At 70.0% G+C, this 14,801-nt stretch carries 17 protein-coding genes; 11 read left to right on the top strand and 6 right to left on the bottom strand.

Annotation, left to right across the window (positions count from 1 at the left end; all coding sequences use genetic code 11):
• The first annotated feature begins 21 nt into the window (after window positions 1-21).
• Window positions 22-1,029, top strand: a complete 1,008-nt coding sequence (gene thiL / locus E3T25_RS00985) for a thiamine-phosphate kinase (RefSeq protein WP_233191531.1) — start codon at window positions 22-24, stop codon at window positions 1,027-1,029.
• A 7-nt stretch (window positions 1,030-1,036) separates the two neighbouring features.
• On the opposite strand, the gene rsmD is transcribed toward thiL, so the two are convergent.
• The gene (gene rsmD, locus E3T25_RS00980) at window positions 1,037-1,615 is read right to left on the bottom strand and encodes a 16S rRNA (guanine(966)-N(2))-methyltransferase RsmD (RefSeq protein ID WP_134371617.1); all 579 of its coding nucleotides are present in this window, start codon (window positions 1,613-1,615) and stop codon (window positions 1,037-1,039) included.
• A 95-nt stretch (window positions 1,616-1,710) separates the two neighbouring features.
• On the opposite strand from rsmD, the gene E3T25_RS00975 reads away from it, so the two are divergent.
• The 9 genes from E3T25_RS00975 to E3T25_RS00935 all read left to right on the top strand — a co-directional run bounded on the left by E3T25_RS00975 (window position 1,711) and on the right by E3T25_RS00935 (window position 12,095).
• Window positions 1,711-3,906 carry an ATP-dependent DNA helicase RecG gene (locus tag E3T25_RS00975; RefSeq protein ID WP_134371615.1) on the top strand — a complete coding sequence of 732 codons (2,196 nt, stop codon included), beginning with the start codon at window positions 1,711-1,713 and terminating at the stop codon, window positions 3,904-3,906.
• Window positions 3,907-3,963: 57 nt separating this feature from the next.
• Window positions 3,964-4,452, top strand: a complete 489-nt coding sequence (gene coaD, locus E3T25_RS00970) for a pantetheine-phosphate adenylyltransferase (RefSeq protein WP_104103054.1) — start codon at window positions 3,964-3,966, stop codon at window positions 4,450-4,452.
• An 86-nt stretch (window positions 4,453-4,538) separates the two neighbouring features.
• The gene (locus tag E3T25_RS00965) at window positions 4,539-5,510 is read left to right on the top strand and encodes an AAA family ATPase (protein WP_104103531.1); all 972 of its coding nucleotides are present in this window, start codon (window positions 4,539-4,541) and stop codon (window positions 5,508-5,510) included.
• A gap of 4 nt (window positions 5,511-5,514) precedes the next feature.
• Window positions 5,515-7,080, top strand: a complete 1,566-nt coding sequence (locus E3T25_RS00960) for a DUF58 domain-containing protein (protein WP_134371613.1) — start codon at window positions 5,515-5,517, stop codon at window positions 7,078-7,080.
• Window positions 7,067-9,508 (top strand): transglutaminase TgpA family protein, encoded by a 2,442-nt coding sequence (locus E3T25_RS00955; protein ID WP_134371611.1) that lies wholly within the window; start codon window positions 7,067-7,069, stop codon window positions 9,506-9,508. Before E3T25_RS00960 ends, E3T25_RS00955 begins: the two co-directional genes overlap by 14 nt.
• An 11-nt stretch (window positions 9,509-9,519) precedes the next feature.
• Window positions 9,520-10,092 (top strand): YceD family protein, encoded by a 573-nt coding sequence (locus E3T25_RS00950; RefSeq protein ID WP_134371609.1) that lies wholly within the window; start codon window positions 9,520-9,522, stop codon window positions 10,090-10,092.
• Window positions 10,093-10,094: 2 nt separating this feature from the next.
• Window positions 10,095-10,298 carry a 50S ribosomal protein L32 gene (gene rpmF, locus E3T25_RS00945; RefSeq protein WP_066596228.1) on the top strand — a complete coding sequence of 68 codons (204 nt, stop codon included), beginning with the start codon at window positions 10,095-10,097 and terminating at the stop codon, window positions 10,296-10,298.
• Window positions 10,299-10,433: 135 nt separating this feature from the next.
• On the top strand, window positions 10,434-11,120 hold the full coding sequence (gene rnc / locus E3T25_RS00940; RefSeq protein WP_134371607.1) for a ribonuclease III: 687 nt from the start codon (window positions 10,434-10,436) through the stop codon (window positions 11,118-11,120).
• Between the two features lie 33 nt (window positions 11,121-11,153).
• Entirely contained in the window at window positions 11,154-12,095 is a 942-nt protein-coding gene (locus E3T25_RS00935) for an Fpg/Nei family DNA glycosylase (protein WP_134371605.1), read from the top strand.
• Here E3T25_RS00935 and E3T25_RS00930 read toward each other — a convergent pair.
• Window positions 12,060-12,407: a hypothetical protein gene (locus E3T25_RS00930; protein ID WP_134371603.1), complete on the bottom strand. Its 348-nt coding sequence runs from the start codon at window positions 12,405-12,407 to the stop codon at window positions 12,060-12,062. The two genes, E3T25_RS00935 and E3T25_RS00930, sit on opposite strands and share 36 nt — an antisense overlap.
• Window positions 12,408-12,806 (bottom strand): hypothetical protein, encoded by a 399-nt coding sequence (locus E3T25_RS00925; RefSeq protein ID WP_134371601.1) that lies wholly within the window; start codon window positions 12,804-12,806, stop codon window positions 12,408-12,410.
• Here E3T25_RS00925 and E3T25_RS00920 point away from each other — a divergent pair.
• Window positions 12,805-13,383, top strand: coding sequence for a hypothetical protein (locus E3T25_RS00920; protein WP_241980499.1), 579 nt, complete (start codon window positions 12,805-12,807; stop codon window positions 13,381-13,383). The two genes, E3T25_RS00925 and E3T25_RS00920, sit on opposite strands and share 2 nt — an antisense overlap.
• On the opposite strand, the gene E3T25_RS00915 is transcribed toward E3T25_RS00920, so the two are convergent.
• The 3 genes from E3T25_RS00915 to E3T25_RS00905 form a co-directional block, all read right to left on the bottom strand.
• Window positions 13,319-13,666, bottom strand: a complete 348-nt coding sequence (locus tag E3T25_RS00915; RefSeq protein WP_134371597.1) for a hypothetical protein — start codon at window positions 13,664-13,666, stop codon at window positions 13,319-13,321. The genes E3T25_RS00920 and E3T25_RS00915 overlap by 65 nt on opposite strands.
• A gap of 15 nt (window positions 13,667-13,681) precedes the next feature.
• Window positions 13,682-14,401: a GNAT family N-acetyltransferase gene (locus tag E3T25_RS00910; RefSeq protein WP_134371595.1), complete on the bottom strand. Its 720-nt coding sequence runs from the start codon at window positions 14,399-14,401 to the stop codon at window positions 13,682-13,684.
• Between the two features lie 164 nt (window positions 14,402-14,565).
• Window positions 14,566-14,801, bottom strand: a 236-nt coding sequence (locus E3T25_RS00905) for a transposase (RefSeq protein ID WP_166785919.1), incomplete at its 5' end; no start/stop codon positions are given.

Here is a 14,801-nt window from a genome sequence, read left to right as displayed (position 1 = left end):
ATTCAGGCTACCGTTTGAAGCATGACGAATTCTGCGGGCGCGATGATCCCCATGAGTGCGACGCTGGCCGACCTGAGCGAAGGGGAGGTTCTCGCCCGGATCTTCCCGCGACTGCCGGGCTCCGCGGCCCAGCTCCTCGGCCCCGGCGACGACGCCGCCGTGATGCGGGCCCCGGACGGGCGCTACGTCGTCACCACGGACATGATGATCCAGGGTCCGGATTTCCGGCTCGCCTGGTCGTCCCCGCACGACCTCGGCTGGAAGGCCGCCGCGACGAACCTGTCCGACGTCGCCGCCATGGGGGCCCGTCCCACCGCACTGGTGGTGGCGATCGCCGCCCCGCCGTCGACGCCGATCTCGGTGATCGAGGGCATCGCCGACGGGGTGCGCGACTGCTGCGAGGCGCTGGCCCCCGGCTGCGGCGTCGTCGGCGGCGACCTGTCCGCGTCCGACGCCCTCACGCTCGCTGTGACAGCCTTCGGCGACCTCGAGGGACGCGAGCCCGTGCTGCGCTCCGGGGCGCGGCCAGGCGACGTCGTGGTCCTGGCCGGGCGCCTCGGTGAGGCCGCCCGAGGCCTGGACCTGCTCTTCCGCCTCGCCGTGGACGAAAACGGTGTTCCGGATGCTGCGCTGGCGGACGCACTGCGGGCGCAGCATCCTGAGGCGGTCGCCGCGCAGCTCGCACCGGTGCCGCCCATCGACCGAGGTCCGGCCGCCGCCGGCGCCGGCGCGACCGCGATGCTGGACGTGTCCGACGGACTCGCCATCGACGCCGGGCGCCTCGCCCGGGCCAGCGGCGTGGGCATCGACTTCGCCCGGTCGGCCCTCGGCGAGAATGTCGAGCGTTCCCTCGGCGGCGGCGAGGACCACGGCCTGCTGGCCACTTTCCCGCCGGGCGCCGTGCTGCCGGCCGGCTTCCGCGCCGTCGGCGTGGTGACGGATGCCGCAGGCTCGGTCCTGGTGGATGGCCGCCCCCACGACCAGGCCGGTTGGGACCCCTACCGCGGCTGGGACGGCGCCGTCGCCTGAGACCGCCTCAGGCCGCCGGCAGCACGGGGGAGGCGTACCAGACGGTCGTGTCGCCGTAGTCCTTGCGCCGGTCGGATGCGAGGCCCGCCCCCCAGACCGGTTCGGGGGAGCGCGAACTGCGCTCCACGATGACGAGTGCGCCCGGGTCGAGCAGCGGCGCCAGGGCGGCAAGGTTGTGGCCGAGCTCGGTCTCGGCCAGGTCGTAGGGCGGGTCGATGAAGACCAGGTCGAACCCCTCGCCGGTGGCCGCGAGGAACGACTGCACGGCCTGGCTGCTCATCTTGATCCTCGGGGCGCCCCGCCCCGGTGCCGCCCGCAGCACGGTCTCGGTGTTCTTGCGGCACATCTGCGCGGCGCCAAAGTTGTTCTCGACCAGGGTCACGATGCGCGCTCCCCGGCTGGCCGCCTCCAGGCCGAGCCCGCCCGACCCGGCGTACAGATCGAGAACCCGAGCGCCACGGATGATGTCGCGCGCGTCGAGGGCGGAGAAGATCGCCTCCCGAACACGGTCGCTGGTGGGGCGGGTGCCGGTCTTGGGCACCGCCAGGGGCAGGGAACCGGCAAACCCGGCGACGATTCGCGTCATAACCTGTCGAGTTTATCGCCCGTCGGCGGCCGCGGTCGCGGTGCACTCGCGCCGACGCGGTGCCGCATGTCGCACGTGCCGCCTACGATCGAGACATGACCGATTCGGAGGCTGGGGAGACTCTCGCCCCAGTGACCCTCGACAGCAAGCTGGCCACCGTGGTCGGCGGCAAAACGGCCGTCGCCCTGGGCAAGGCCTTCGGTTCGCACACCGTGGGCGATCTGCTCAGCCACTACCCGCGCCGCTACGCCCGCCGCGGCGAGCTCTCGTCGATCAGCCTGCTGCCGCTCGACGAGAACGTGACCATTGTGGCGGAGATCCGCTCGGTCGAGGAACGCCCGATGAAAGCCCGCAAGGGGTCGATCGTCGAGGTGAAGATCTCCGACGGCCGCGGCATCCTCAGTCTCACCTGGTTCAACCAGTCCTGGCGGGCCAGGCAGCTCCAACCCGGCATGCGCGGAATGTTCGCGGGCAAGGTCACTGACTACCGGGGCCACCTGCAGCTCACGCATCCGACCTACAAGCTATTCGGCCCCGGCGCCGACGACGAACCCGAGATGCCCACGGATGCCGCGGCCGCCAAACTCTGGATCGAGCAGCCCGTCGCGATCTACCCGGCCACCAACACCGTGGCCAGCTGGCAGGTCGCGCAGTCCATCGCGATCCTGCTGGACAGCGTGGGCCCGGTGCCCGACCCGATCCCGCCGGGGCTGCGCGCCGAGCGCGGGCTGCTGCCGCAGGGCCGGGCCTTCGAGCTGATCCACCGCCCGGAAACCGATGCGGACTGGCGCCGTGCGAGGGACACCCTGCGGTTCACCGAGGCCTTCGTGCTGCAGAGCGCCCTGGTGCAGCAGCGGCTCGCCGCTCGGCAGCAGCACTCCGCCCCGCGCGTGGCGTCGTCCGGCGGCCTGCTCGAGCGCTTCGACGCCGGCCTGCCCTTCAGCCTCACCGCGGACCAGCAGGGCGTGGCCACGGAGATCTCCGCCGACCTTATCGAGACCCACCCGATGAACCGGCTGCTGCAGGGTGAGGTCGGATCCGGCAAGACCGTCGTGGCCCTGCGGGCCATGCTCACCGTCGCCGACACGGGCGGCCAATCGGCTTTCCTCGCTCCCACCGAGGTTCTGGCGGCCCAGCACCTGCGCACGATCGTGCGGTCGCTCGGCCCCGAGCTGGCGGGCACGCTGATGCCCACCCTGCTCACCGGGCAGCTGCCGGTGGCAGAGCGCCGCAAGGCGCTGCTCCGAGTGGTGTCCGGACAGGCCAAGATCGTGATCGGCACGCATGCGCTGCTCGGCGACAAGGTCACGTTCTTCGACCTCGGACTGGTCGTCGTCGACGAGCAGCACCGGTTCGGCGTGGACCAGCGCGAGGCGCTGCGGCTGAAGGGGGCCGTGCCGCCGCACGTGCTGGTGCTCACCGCCACCCCGATCCCGCGCACCGTGGCCATGACCGTGTTCGGCGACCTCGACGTGAGCACGATCGCGGAGCTTCCGGAGGGGCGGCAGGGCATCGAGACGTTCGTCGTGCCTGTGTTCGAGAAGCCCGGCTGGGTCACCCGGGTGTGGACCCGGCTGGCGGAGGAGCTCGCCCAGGGCCGCCAGGGTTTCGTGGTGTGCCCGGCCATCGCCCCGAAACAGCTCGAGGAGGGCGCGGAGGTCGATCCCGAGGCTGCAGCGCCGGCATCCGTCGAAATGGTGCTCGCCGAACTGCGTCGTAACCCGGCCCTGGCCTCTGCCCGCATCGAACCGCTGCACGGGCGCATGACCAGCGAAGAGAAAGACGTGGCCATGCGCGCGTTCGCGGCCGGTGAGATCGACGTGCTCGTGGCGACGACCGTCATCGAGGTCGGCGTCGACGTGCCCAACGCCTCCGCCATGGTGGTGCTGGACGCCGACCGGTTCGGCGTCTCGCAACTGCACCAGCTGCGCGGCCGGGTGGGCCGCGGCGGCGTGCCGGGGCTCTGTCTCCTGGTCACGAGTTCGGAGGCCGAAACCATCGCGCGCGAGCGAGTCGAGGCTGTCGCTGCCACCCTCGACGGGTTCGAGTTGGCCCAGGTCGACCTGGAGCTGCGCCGGGAGGGCGATGTGCTCGGCAGCAACCAGTCCGGGGGCCGCTCTTCGCTGCGCCTGCTGAGGGTGGCGACCGACGGCGACCTGATCGGGGAGGCCAGAGGCCATGCGCAGCGCCTGAGCGAGCACGACCCGCACCTCGAATCGGTCCCGGCGTTGCGGGAGGCGGTGCGGCGGCGCCTCGACGACGCGGAGCGGGCCTCGCTCACCAAGTCCTGACAGCAGGATCGGAGCGCGCTCAGGCACCGTTCACGCACTGGGGCTAGGGTGATCGCTATGCGCAGGATCGCCGTCGTCCCCGGTTCATTCGACCCCGTCACGCGGGGTCATCTCGACGTGATTGAACGGGCGTCCGGTCTCTTCGACGAACTGCACGTGCTCGTCGTGCACAACCCCGGCAAGACGGCTCTGTTGCCGATCAGCCAGCGGGTTTCCCTGCTGCAGCGGTCCATCCTGGACGCCGGGCTGCCGGGCAACATCGTGGTGGCCTCCTGGGGCATGGGGCTGCTCGTCGAATACTGCACGGAGGTTGGCGCAAGCGTGCTGATCAAGGGCATCCGCTCACAGGTGGACGTGGCCTACGAGACCCCGATGGCGATCGTGAACCGCAACCTCGCCGCCGTGGAAACGATCTTCCTGCTGCCGGACCCGGCCAACGCCCACGTGTCCAGTTCCCTGGTGCGCCAGGTCGCCGCGCTCGGCGGCGATATCACCCCGTATGTGCCGCCGGCCGTGGCGGCGTTCCTGCAGAAGACACGCGTGTGAATACGTCGCCCCTGCGCTCGGTTTCCGTTCCGGCGCTCGCCGGGAACGTGGGCGGCCCTGTCGCCGACACGGTCGACGAGACCCTGATGGACCTTCCGGCCGTCGAGGCTGCGGCGCGTGCGATCATCCGCAATGTGGAAACCGTCATCGACGGCAAGCACACGGCCGTCACGACGGCTCTCACGGTGCTTCTGGCCCAGGGGCACCTTCTGATCGAGGACGTTCCCGGCGTCGGCAAGACCATGCTGGCCAAGGCGCTGGCCAAGTCCGTGCACTGCACGGTCAGCCGCGTCCAGTTCACCCCCGACCTGCTGCCCTCCGACGTGACGGGCGTGTCGGTGTTCAACCAGGTGGACCGCCGATTCGAGTTCAAGCCTGGCGCCATCTTCGCGAACATCGTGATCGGGGACGAGATCAACCGGGCGAGCCCGAAGACCCAGTCCGCGCTGCTGGAATGCATGGAGGAACGCCAGGTCACCGTCGACGGCTCCACCTACCTGCTGCCGCTGCCCTTCACGGTCGTGGCCACCCAGAACCCGATCGAGATGGAGGGCACCTATGCGCTTCCCGAAGCCCAGCGGGACCGGTTCATGGCACGCATCTCGATGGGGTACCCCGACACCGAGTCCGAGCTGATGATGCTGGATGCCCGCGACACGTCGAGCCCGCTGGCCGGCATCGAGGCGGTCGTCTCCGGCGCCCAGCTGCGCGGAATGATGACGGCCGTACAGCGGGTGTTCGCCTCTCCCGCGGTGAAGGAGTACACGGTCAGCCTGGTGCGGGCCACCCGCGACGACCGCGACCTGCGCCTGGGCGCCAGCCCCCGTGCCACACTGCAGCTGATCCGGGCGGCCAAGGCCCAGGCGGCGCTTCACGGCCGGGACTATGTGCTGCCCGACGACATCGACTCTCTCGCCGTCGCCGTGCTCGGGCACCGCCTCGTGGCGAGCAGCCGGGTGCTCGGCCACCATCAGGACAGCGGCCCGGTGGTCGACGACATCGTTCGCCGGATCGTGGCGGCCACCCCCGTTCCCGTCGGTGCCACCGGGCATCCCTGACGCCATGCCGGCGAAGCAGCGGCGCGTCCGGTTTCCCCGGGTCACCCTTCGAGGCGGGATGTTCCTCGCCGCGGGAGCCGGCCTTCTGCTGCTCGCCCTGCTGACGAACCAGCGCGACCTTCTGTTCATCGCCGGTGTGCTCCTGGCCATCCCCGTCGCCGCCCTCGGGTACGTCTCGATCCATCCGGTGCGCCTGCGCGTCACCCGGATGCTGCGCCCACCGGTCGTGCCGGCCGGCGGCGAGGTCGTCGTGGGGCTCGGGGTGCGGAACCTTTCCCCCCGGCCCCTGGCGGGCCTGCATCTGCGGGACACCGTGCGGGGGCGGGACGCCGGCGACGCCGGACTGACCGTGCCGGCCGGAACGCCGCTGCCGGCCCTCGACCGCTACGAGGGCGGCCCGGACACCGGTGCAGACAGCGTGAGGTTCGAGTACCGGTTCAGCTTGCCCCGGCGGGGTCTCTACGCAACGGGCCCGGTGCTGATCGGGCGTTCGGATCCGTTCGGCCTTGCCTCGGGCGAGTGGGCCGTGGGGGAGCCGCACGACCTGGCGGTGACGCCCCGGGTGACCGCCCTGGCCGGCCGGGGCCTCACCGGCACCCTGAACGACGGCGACGTTCCGGAGCGGCTCCGGCACCTGAACCACAACGCAGACCCCTTGATCGCGCGCGAGTACCGGCCGGGCGACCCGCTGCGCCGCGTGAACTGGCCGGCCACGGCCCGTCTGGGCGCGATCATGGTGCGGCAGGAGGAAGAGCAGAGCAACCCCGGAGCCCGACTCGTGCTTGACACCGCGCTGCGCGGACGCCGCGGCCGCCCGACCGTCGTCGGTGCCGACACTGGTGCCGGTGCCGACAGCGGCACCGATCTCGGCGGGCCGCGCCTCGAGCAGGCGTTCGAGGTGGCTGTCGAGCTCGCGGCATCCGTGGGGGTGCACCTGCTGGCGGCCGGCTACCGGCTCGACCTCGTTGCGCTGGGACCGAGCCTGTCCACACCGAGCCTGTCCAGTCCCAGCTCGGGCTCGTCCGGCAGACTGGCGAGCCCGGGTCAGGCGAACGCCACCCCGGGGCGACCCGGCGGCCGCGGCGGCCTGCGCGGCGACCCTCCCACCGTCTTCCTGCCGCCGGGCGGAGTCGCGCTGCTGCTCGAAGGGCTGGCCGGGGTCAAGCCGGCGGACCCGCCCGACCCGGCGGAGACCGCCGAGGACGAAGCAGAACAGACGTACACGTTCGGCGGCCCCGCAGTGAAGCCCGGACCTCCGGCATCCGTCGAACCCGGTACGCCCGAGTCCGGGACCGCCGCGAAACTCAGCACGCTCGTGGTGCCCGGCGGGCTGCTGCCGACCTTCGCGGTGCTCGTCGCCGTCGACGACCGGGATCTGGCCGAGCTCGCCGACCTCGTGTCCCAGAGCCGCCCCGCGGTGGCCTTCGTGCTGCCCACGGTGCGAACGGATGCCGTGCGCCGGCTGCGCGAGGCCGGCTGGCGCTGCATCCCCGTGCACCAGACCCCGGACATCCCCCGTGCCTGGGAGGACTTTATCGGCGCGAGGAGGCCCCTGAATGACGCCGTCTGACCGGGTCGCTCCCGACCAGGCCGCTCCCGACCAGGGCACTCGCACCGCTTGGCGCGACCCCTCCGCCCGCGCGGCCCGACTCAAGCGGGCGGAGTGGCCCCTCGCGTTCGCACTCCTATTGCTATTGGTCGTGGCCGACGCCGGCCTCGGGCCGCTGCTCGAGGGCACGGGCTGGTGGTGGCTGATGACGTTCACGGCCGCCGGCGTCCTGCTCGGTTCCGCCGGGTTCCGCCGCGCCGGCCTGCCCGTCTTCCTCGGGTCGCTCGCTGGATTAGGGGTTCTTGTGGCGGTCCTGACGCTGCTCTTCGGCGCCGGAAGCGGCTGGCTCTGGCTGATCCCGACCGGGGAGACGATCGACCGGTTCCGCGATCTGGCGCTCTCCGGGGTGGTCTCCATCGAGCAGCAATCGACGCCGGCCGAGGCGACCGCCGGCATCCTGTTCCTGCTCAGCGCCGGCGCCGGCGTGATCGCGATCCTGATCGACACGCTCGCGGTCATCCTGCGCGTGCCCGCGCTCGCCGGACTGCCCGTGCTGGTGCCGCTGCTCGTGCCGGGGCTTGCCCTCGGCCACGAGGCCAACCTGGAGGCCCTCGTGCTCACGGCCGCCGCCTACCTCCTGCTCCTCCATGTCGAGATCCGGATGCGCCGAGCCGGCAGCCTGCCCGGCCCGCCGGTCGTAGCGGGGCCCGGCACGGTCGCGCCCGGGCGGCGCCACGTGCCCGGCTCTTCTCAGGGAGCGGTCGTCGTGGGCAGCGTCGCGATAGTGGCGGCAATCGTGGTCAGCGTCGCCACGCCCGTCTTGCCTGGGGGCAGCCTCACGCGCGCGCGCCCGGGCAGCAGCCTGCTGTTCGCCAACGGTGTCAGCCCCATGATCAACCTCGGTCAGGACCTGCGCCGGCCGGACGCCGAACCGGTGCTGCACTTCCGCACCACGGCGACTCGGCCGCCCTACCTTCGGCTGCTGACACTCGATGAATTCTCGGGCCGCAACTGGACCGCCGGGGAGGCGCCCAGGAGCCGCGCGAACGCCGTAGACGACATCGACCTGGCGCCAGGGTTCTCACCCGATATCAAGACGAGCGAGACGATCACGACCATCGGCATCGACAACCTGGCCGCCCGGTGGCTGCCTATCCCGGCGCCGCCCCGCTCGGTGACCGGCCTGCTCGGCGCCTGGTACTGGAACGAGGCGACCGGGTCCATCACGAGCCCCGGCGACACGACCCGCGGCCAGGAGTACACCGTCACCGCGCTCACGTTGGAGCCGACGGCGGAGCAGTTGCGGGAAGCCGAGGGTGCGTATCCGGCGGAGATCCGGCGCAGCCTGAGGCTGCCAGCCGAGACTCCGGCCCTGATCGGCGACACCGCGCGTGAGGTCACCGCCGGCACCACGAGCGCGTACGAGGCCGCGCGGGCCCTGCAGGACTACCTGCGCGGCAGCGACTTCGCTTACGACACCGAGGCTCCCGTCGAGGCCGGCTATGACGGTGGCGGCATTGACGTCGTCAGCACCTTCCTCGAGGTGAAGACCGGGTACTGCGTGCACTTCTCCTCGGCGATGGCGGCTATGGCCCGCTCGATCGGCATCCCGTCCCGGATCGCGATCGGCTACCAGCCCGGGTCGCTGTCCGCGTCGGGTTCCGTCGCCGGGGTCGGCCGGTACAGCGTCGACACCCACGACCTTCACGCGTGGACGGAGATCTACTTCGAGGGCGTCGGCTGGGTGCCCTTCGAGCCCACGCCCGGCCGCGGCGCCGTGCCTGCGTACACGCAGGACAATGCCGTCACCGTGCCGCTGACTGATTCCGGCCAGGCCGGCCCGTCGGACGCGCCGCGCCCCGAGGACCTCGGCGGCCAGAACGCCGCTGACGCCCAGGCCGACGCTTCTTCGCCCGCGGACTCGCGCGGCGGCATCATCCGTCTCGGCCTGCTCGTCCTCGGGACGTTCGCGCTGCTCCTTCTGCCGGCCCTCATCCGGGTGACCCGGCGGATGCTGCGGCGCCGGGGCCTCCTGTCGGGGCAGAGCGGGGCCGTGGAGGCGTGGCGTGAGGTCAGCGACACGGCGGTGGACCATGGCGTCTTCGTGCGGGAGACCGAGACGCCGCGCGAGCTCGCCGCGCGGCTCCGGGTTCTCATCGGCTCGGTAGGCGGTACCGAGAGCGTTACGGAGGGCGCCGATCCGGGCGGGGGAGCCGCGGCCGAGGCCCTCGACCGGCTCCTCGTGGGAGCGGAGCGCAGCCACTACGGGCGACCGGGTGACGACGCGCAGTCCGCGCGGGCGGCGGAACGCGTGGCCGACCTCGACGTGGTGCTCCGCGGCATCCATTCGGTGTCGGGCCGGCGCCTGCGGGTGCGGGCGACGCTGCTGCCGGCATCGCTCTGGCGCCCCGGCGAGCGACGAATCGGACGCCCAGCCGTGAACGCGTAGAATCTTCCCTCGTGAGTAGATTCAAGAAGACCCCGTACAAGGTCGATGTGCGCGACCTGATCAACCGCCCGGGCACCATGCACCAACGACACCTCGAAATCGTCGTGCCGGGAGACCTCGGCGAGAGCCTGGTCGCCGTGAAGGCCGGCTCTACCGTGATCGCGAACCTGCGCCTCGAAACCCTGCACGAGGGCATCCTCGTGTCGGCCCAGGTGTCCGGAATCGCCGCCGGAGAGTGCGGCAGATGCCTCATCGACGTCGAATTGCCGGTCCAAGTCGAGTTTCACGAGCTTTTCGCGTACTCTCTAGACGAAGCTTATGAAAGTGAAGTTCAAGATGACCACGTGGATCTTGAACCTCTGATCAGGGATGCGGTGGTGTTGTCACTGCCGTTCCAGCCGGTTTGCCGGCCGGATTGCCCAGGTCTCGACCCCGAGACCGGTGAACGGCTTGCCGAGGCCCCTGAGTTCCTACCCGAAGAAAAGCGCGATCCCCGGTGGGCCGCGCTCATGGAATTCCAAGCTTCCGAAAGCAGCGGCACGGATGAAGACATCCAGGCTGAAACGGATAGAGAAGAGAAGTAGTCATGGCAGTCCCGAAGCGCAAGCAATCACGCTCCAACACCCGTTCACGTCGTTCCTGCTGGAAGGCCGAAGCGCCCACCCTGGTCAAGACCATGGAAAACGGCAAAGTTGTCTACAGCCTGCCGCACCGCGCCAAGGTCGTCACCGACGCAGCCGGCACGGCGCTGTTCATGGAATACAAGGGCCGCAAGGTCGCCGACGTTTAGTCTCGTCGTGCTCGAACGCCTGATGCCGCGCCGACGGATGCCGGGAGTCCCGATTCAGGGTCCCGTTCCGTTGAGTCGCGGCATCAGTGTTTTCGGTCGGCATCTGCCCGGCGCGCACTCGCTGAGCCGGCACTCGTGAGCGTCGATCCCGGGGTTTCGTCCTTGCTGGCGACTCTCGGCGTGCAGATCGACCCGGCCTTGCTTGAGCTCTCTCTCACCCACCGCTCGTACGCGTACGAGCACGGCGGCATACCCAATAATGAGCGCCTCGAATTTCTCGGCGACTCGATTCTGGGGCAGGCCGTGACGGTCATGCTCTATCGGGAGTACACGCAGCTCGACGAGGGTGACCTTGCCAAGCGCCGGGCCAGCCTGGTGTCGAGCGTTGCCCTGGCGGGCATCGCGCGCGGCATCGGCTTGGGTGCGTACGTGCGCCTCGGCCGCGGCGAGATCCTCACCAATGGGCGTGACAAGTCGTCGATCCTTGCCGACACCGTCGAGGCGCTCATCGGAGCGGTCTACCTCGACTCCGGCGGAGAGACGGCGACGGCGCTCGTGCTGCGCCTGATCGAGCCGCTCCTCCGTGACCCAGGGCACTTCGGAGTGTCCATGGACCCCAAGACGAGCCTGCAGGAAGCCGCGGCTCGCCTGGGCACCGGGGTTCCCGTGTATTCCATCGCGGAAAGCGGACCCGATCACTCCAAGATCTTCATCGCCACCGTCACCGTGGGTGAGGTCAGTGCGGTCGGCGAGGGCACGAGCAAGAAGCACGCCGAGATGGCCGCCGCACTCGACGCCTGGACGCGCCTCAGCGCTCCCTGAGCTGCTGTCAGGCCGTGACGCTGAAAGGCTCGCATGCCCGAACTTCCTGAAGTGGAGGTCGTTCGCGCCGGCCTGGCGCCGGCCGTAACCGGCGCCGTGATCGTCGGTGTCGAGGTCTTCGAGCCACGATCCCTGCGTCGCCATGACTCCGCGAGCGGGCATTTCGCCGACCTGTTGCAGAGCCGGGGCGTGCTCGCCGCCGTCCGCCGGGGTAAGTTCCTCTGGCTGCCGCTGGATTCCGGGCGCGCCCTGGTCGTGCACCTCGGAATGAGTGGTCAGGTGCTGCTGCGCAGCCCCGGATCGGATACGGACCGGCACCTGCGCATCCGTTTGCAGATCGAGCACCCGGAACACGGCGAGCTGTGGGTCAACTTCGTCGACCAGCGCATCTTCGGCAGTATGGCCGTGGACTCGATGCAGCCCACCCGCGACGGGCTGACGGCCGGGTACTCCGGGCTCGCAGGCGGCGCGACCGGGGCGGACGGACTAGCCGGTTCGGGCCTGGGCTGGTCGGGGCTGATCCCGTCGCAGGTGGCGCACATCGCGCGCGACCCGCTGGATCCGGGCTTCTCGGCGCCGCTCTTCCTGGCTGCCCTGGCCCGCAAGAAGACCGGGATCAAGCGCGCCCTGCTCGACCAGACCCTGATCAGCGGCATCGGGAACATCTACGCCGACGAGGCCCTTTTTGAGGCCCGGGTGCACTACGAGCAGCCGGCAGACTCCCTGTCGCCCGCGAAGGGGCGGGCGCTGCTCGGCGCGGTCCGCAGCATCCTGAACCGGGCCCTGGCCGAGGGCGGCACCAGTTTCGATGCGCAATACGTGAACGTGAATGGTCAGTCCGGATATTTTTCGCACCGCCTCAACACGTACGGCCGGCAGGGTCTACCGTGCCCCCGCTGCGGCACACTGCTCGTGCGGCAGCAGTTCATGAACCGCAGTTCACACCTCTGCCCGCGATGCCAACGGCTGCGCTGAGGCTCGCTGCCCGCGAGAAGCCTGACTGTTGAACAAAAATACGAAACTCTTTTGAATATCAAGTGAATAACTCTCAACTTCAATCACCATCTTTGCTAACCGCGGACCATGACAACCGCCGCAGATGACCTCAGAGCGGCAACGGATGCCGACGCCCGCCTGGACTCCTCCTGCGCCGACTAGGAGCACCTCGCCGACGCCGAGGTGCTGGCCGGTCAGAAGCAGATCGCGGCCGCCCGCCGCCTCCTCGACACGCGATCCGCGTGGATGGCGGCGACCATCGCCCGGCGGTCCCGGTTCGAACTCGGCCATTCAGGTCTGGCCGCGCAGCAGGGATTCCTCTCGCCCGAGGCGCTGATCCAAAAGGTGACGGGCTCGACCAAGACCGACGCGTTCAAACTGGTCTCGGTCGGCACGATGATGGCCGGTGCCGAGGCGGCGCAGGCGCGCGTCGAGGCGGCCGTGGAGTCGCCGGACGCTGATGCCGCCGAGGTCGCGGAGTTCGTTGCGAAGGTGCCCTGGCAAGCGCCGATCGCCCGCGCGGTCACCAGTGGCGCTCTCTCCGTCGACGCGGCCGAGTCGATCCGTTTTGGTCTCGGCCAGATCGCCGCGACGGTCACCGCCGACAAGCTCACCGAAGCCCTGACCCCTGCTTCTCGTCGAGGCGTCGACGCTGAACACGGACCAGGTCTTCAGACTGGCGCGGCGCATGCGCGACCGCCTCGACGAGGCCGGCATTGCCGCCTGGGAGAAGCAGGCCCACGACGACCGGTTCCTGAAGGTCTACCGGCTCGGCAACGGCAAGGTGCGTCTGAATGGCCTCTTCGCGACCGAAGACGGCGAGTTCGTGCTCTCCGTCTTCGACTCGATCACCAGCCCTCGCCGCGGCGGGGTGCGCTTCGTCGACAAGGCGAAAGCCGCGTGGGCCACACGCATGCAGGACGACCCCCGCACCACGGACCAGATCGCCGCCGATGCCCTCGTGCAGCTGCTGACGATCGCCGGCGAGGCCGATCAGGGCCGGGTGTTCGGCGGTCGCCGCCCTTCGCCTCAGCTACGTGTGCCGGCTTTGCCCTCTTTGCTGGCTTTGCGGTCTTTTGTTTTTTGGCTTTGGCTTTGGCTTTGGGCTTTTGGTTGTCGGGTCTTGGGATCTGGGTCTTTGGCTCTGGGACTCAGGGTTCGGAAATTCAGGGCTCGGCAGGCTCGAGGGCCGGAGGGCCGGGTTAGAGGGCGTCGCGGCGCCAGGCTCCCTCGTAACCAAGCGGCACGAAGCCGATGGCCTCGTTGACCGTGAGCATGTGCCGGCTCTCCTCAGCGTTATAGGTCATCACCGACGGATGCCCGGGGCGCTTCGCCGCGAGCAGCTCGAGGTTCGCCATCTTCAGCAGCATCCCCAACCGGCGGCCGCGGTGCTCGCGCAGCACCAGAGTGTCCTCCTGGCTGACCGAGCGGCGGGACTCCGCCGGCACCTCCAGCTCGGTGAATCCCACGAGGTGGCCGCTCGGGCCATGCAGCACCGCCGAGGTCAACGCCGTGCGCCTGCCGGCGGCAGCCTTCTGCTCCTCCTGCATGACGCGCTCGGGCGTCTAGAGCTGCTCCGGTTCGGCAAGGCCGGCGCTCGGGGCATCCGTGCTCATGCGCGTGTAGAGCACCGCCAGATCGGGCAAGCATTCCGGCGGGGTGCGATCGACCCACTGCAGCACTGCATAGTCCGGACCCGCGTGCGCGGCGGCGGCGTCGCGCAGTCGACGTAGCTGCGTGGGATCCACCGGCAGGGTATGCCGGCTGGCGCGCACGACCTGCTCGAGGAGGTAGCCGCGGCCCTGAAGGAACCGAACCTCGGGGTTGCCGAGCGGAACCGAACCGAACCCGGTGGGGGAGTGAAGGCGCCCACCCGGCGCTGTCGGTGATGGTGCGTAGACGATCTGAACGCTGCGGTCCTCGGAGTGCGCGATCGCCCCGAGCCGGGCAGTGAGGGCTGAGCCGATGCCTCGCGGTCGGTACTCGGGAAGCGCTTCCACGGCCAACCACGCGTGCTCGGCGGAACCCTCCGGAAGGGTCTCGTAGTGACCGCGCCCGACAAGGCGTCCCTTGGACCGGGCCACGGGGAGGCGCTTGGGCTCCCACGCCTGCTTGAGCCAGTCCGGCAGGAGCTCTTCGGCGGTCAGCTCCAGGTCGGTGGTGCCATACGCCTCCGCCTCGACCGTGTTGCGCACCCCGTTTGCCGCCTCGAAATCGGCCCAGCCGGGAGCCTGCGGCGCGGCGGGGATGGCGAGTTCGTCGATCTCGAAGGTGAAGGTCCCCATGATCGGCCAGCGTAGCGCCGCCCCTGCCGCCCCTGCCGCCCCTGCCGCCCGGGTTCGGCCCCAGCTCCGAATCAATTCGACGGAGATTTTGCTCAAACCCGGCCCGAGACATCCGTTTCCGCTCCAAATCGGCAAAATCTCGGCTCTCCTGTCGTAACCGTGGGTTAATCCCGGCCGGGGAGCACTGGTTTGTGGCCGCCGAGGCTGAGCATGGCGAGGGCGATGAGGGCGTCGGGTGATTTGAAGCCGAAGGCGATGCGGGTAATGAGCCGGATCTTGGTATTCATGGATTCGATGCGGCCGTTGGAGAGGCCGTGCTCGATCGATGCAAGGATCGCGGCCCGGTGCTTGACGATGGAGCGTTGGAGTTTCACGAATGACGGTATTCGGCTGCGGCGTG

The sequence above is a fragment of the Cryobacterium sandaracinum genome (genome assembly GCF_004403415.1).
Classification (GTDB): Bacteria; Actinomycetota; Actinomycetes; order Actinomycetales; family Microbacteriaceae; genus Cryobacterium; species Cryobacterium sandaracinum.
Note: the sequence above shows the minus strand (reverse complement) of the source record. Positions and strands in the feature narration are given on the sequence as shown.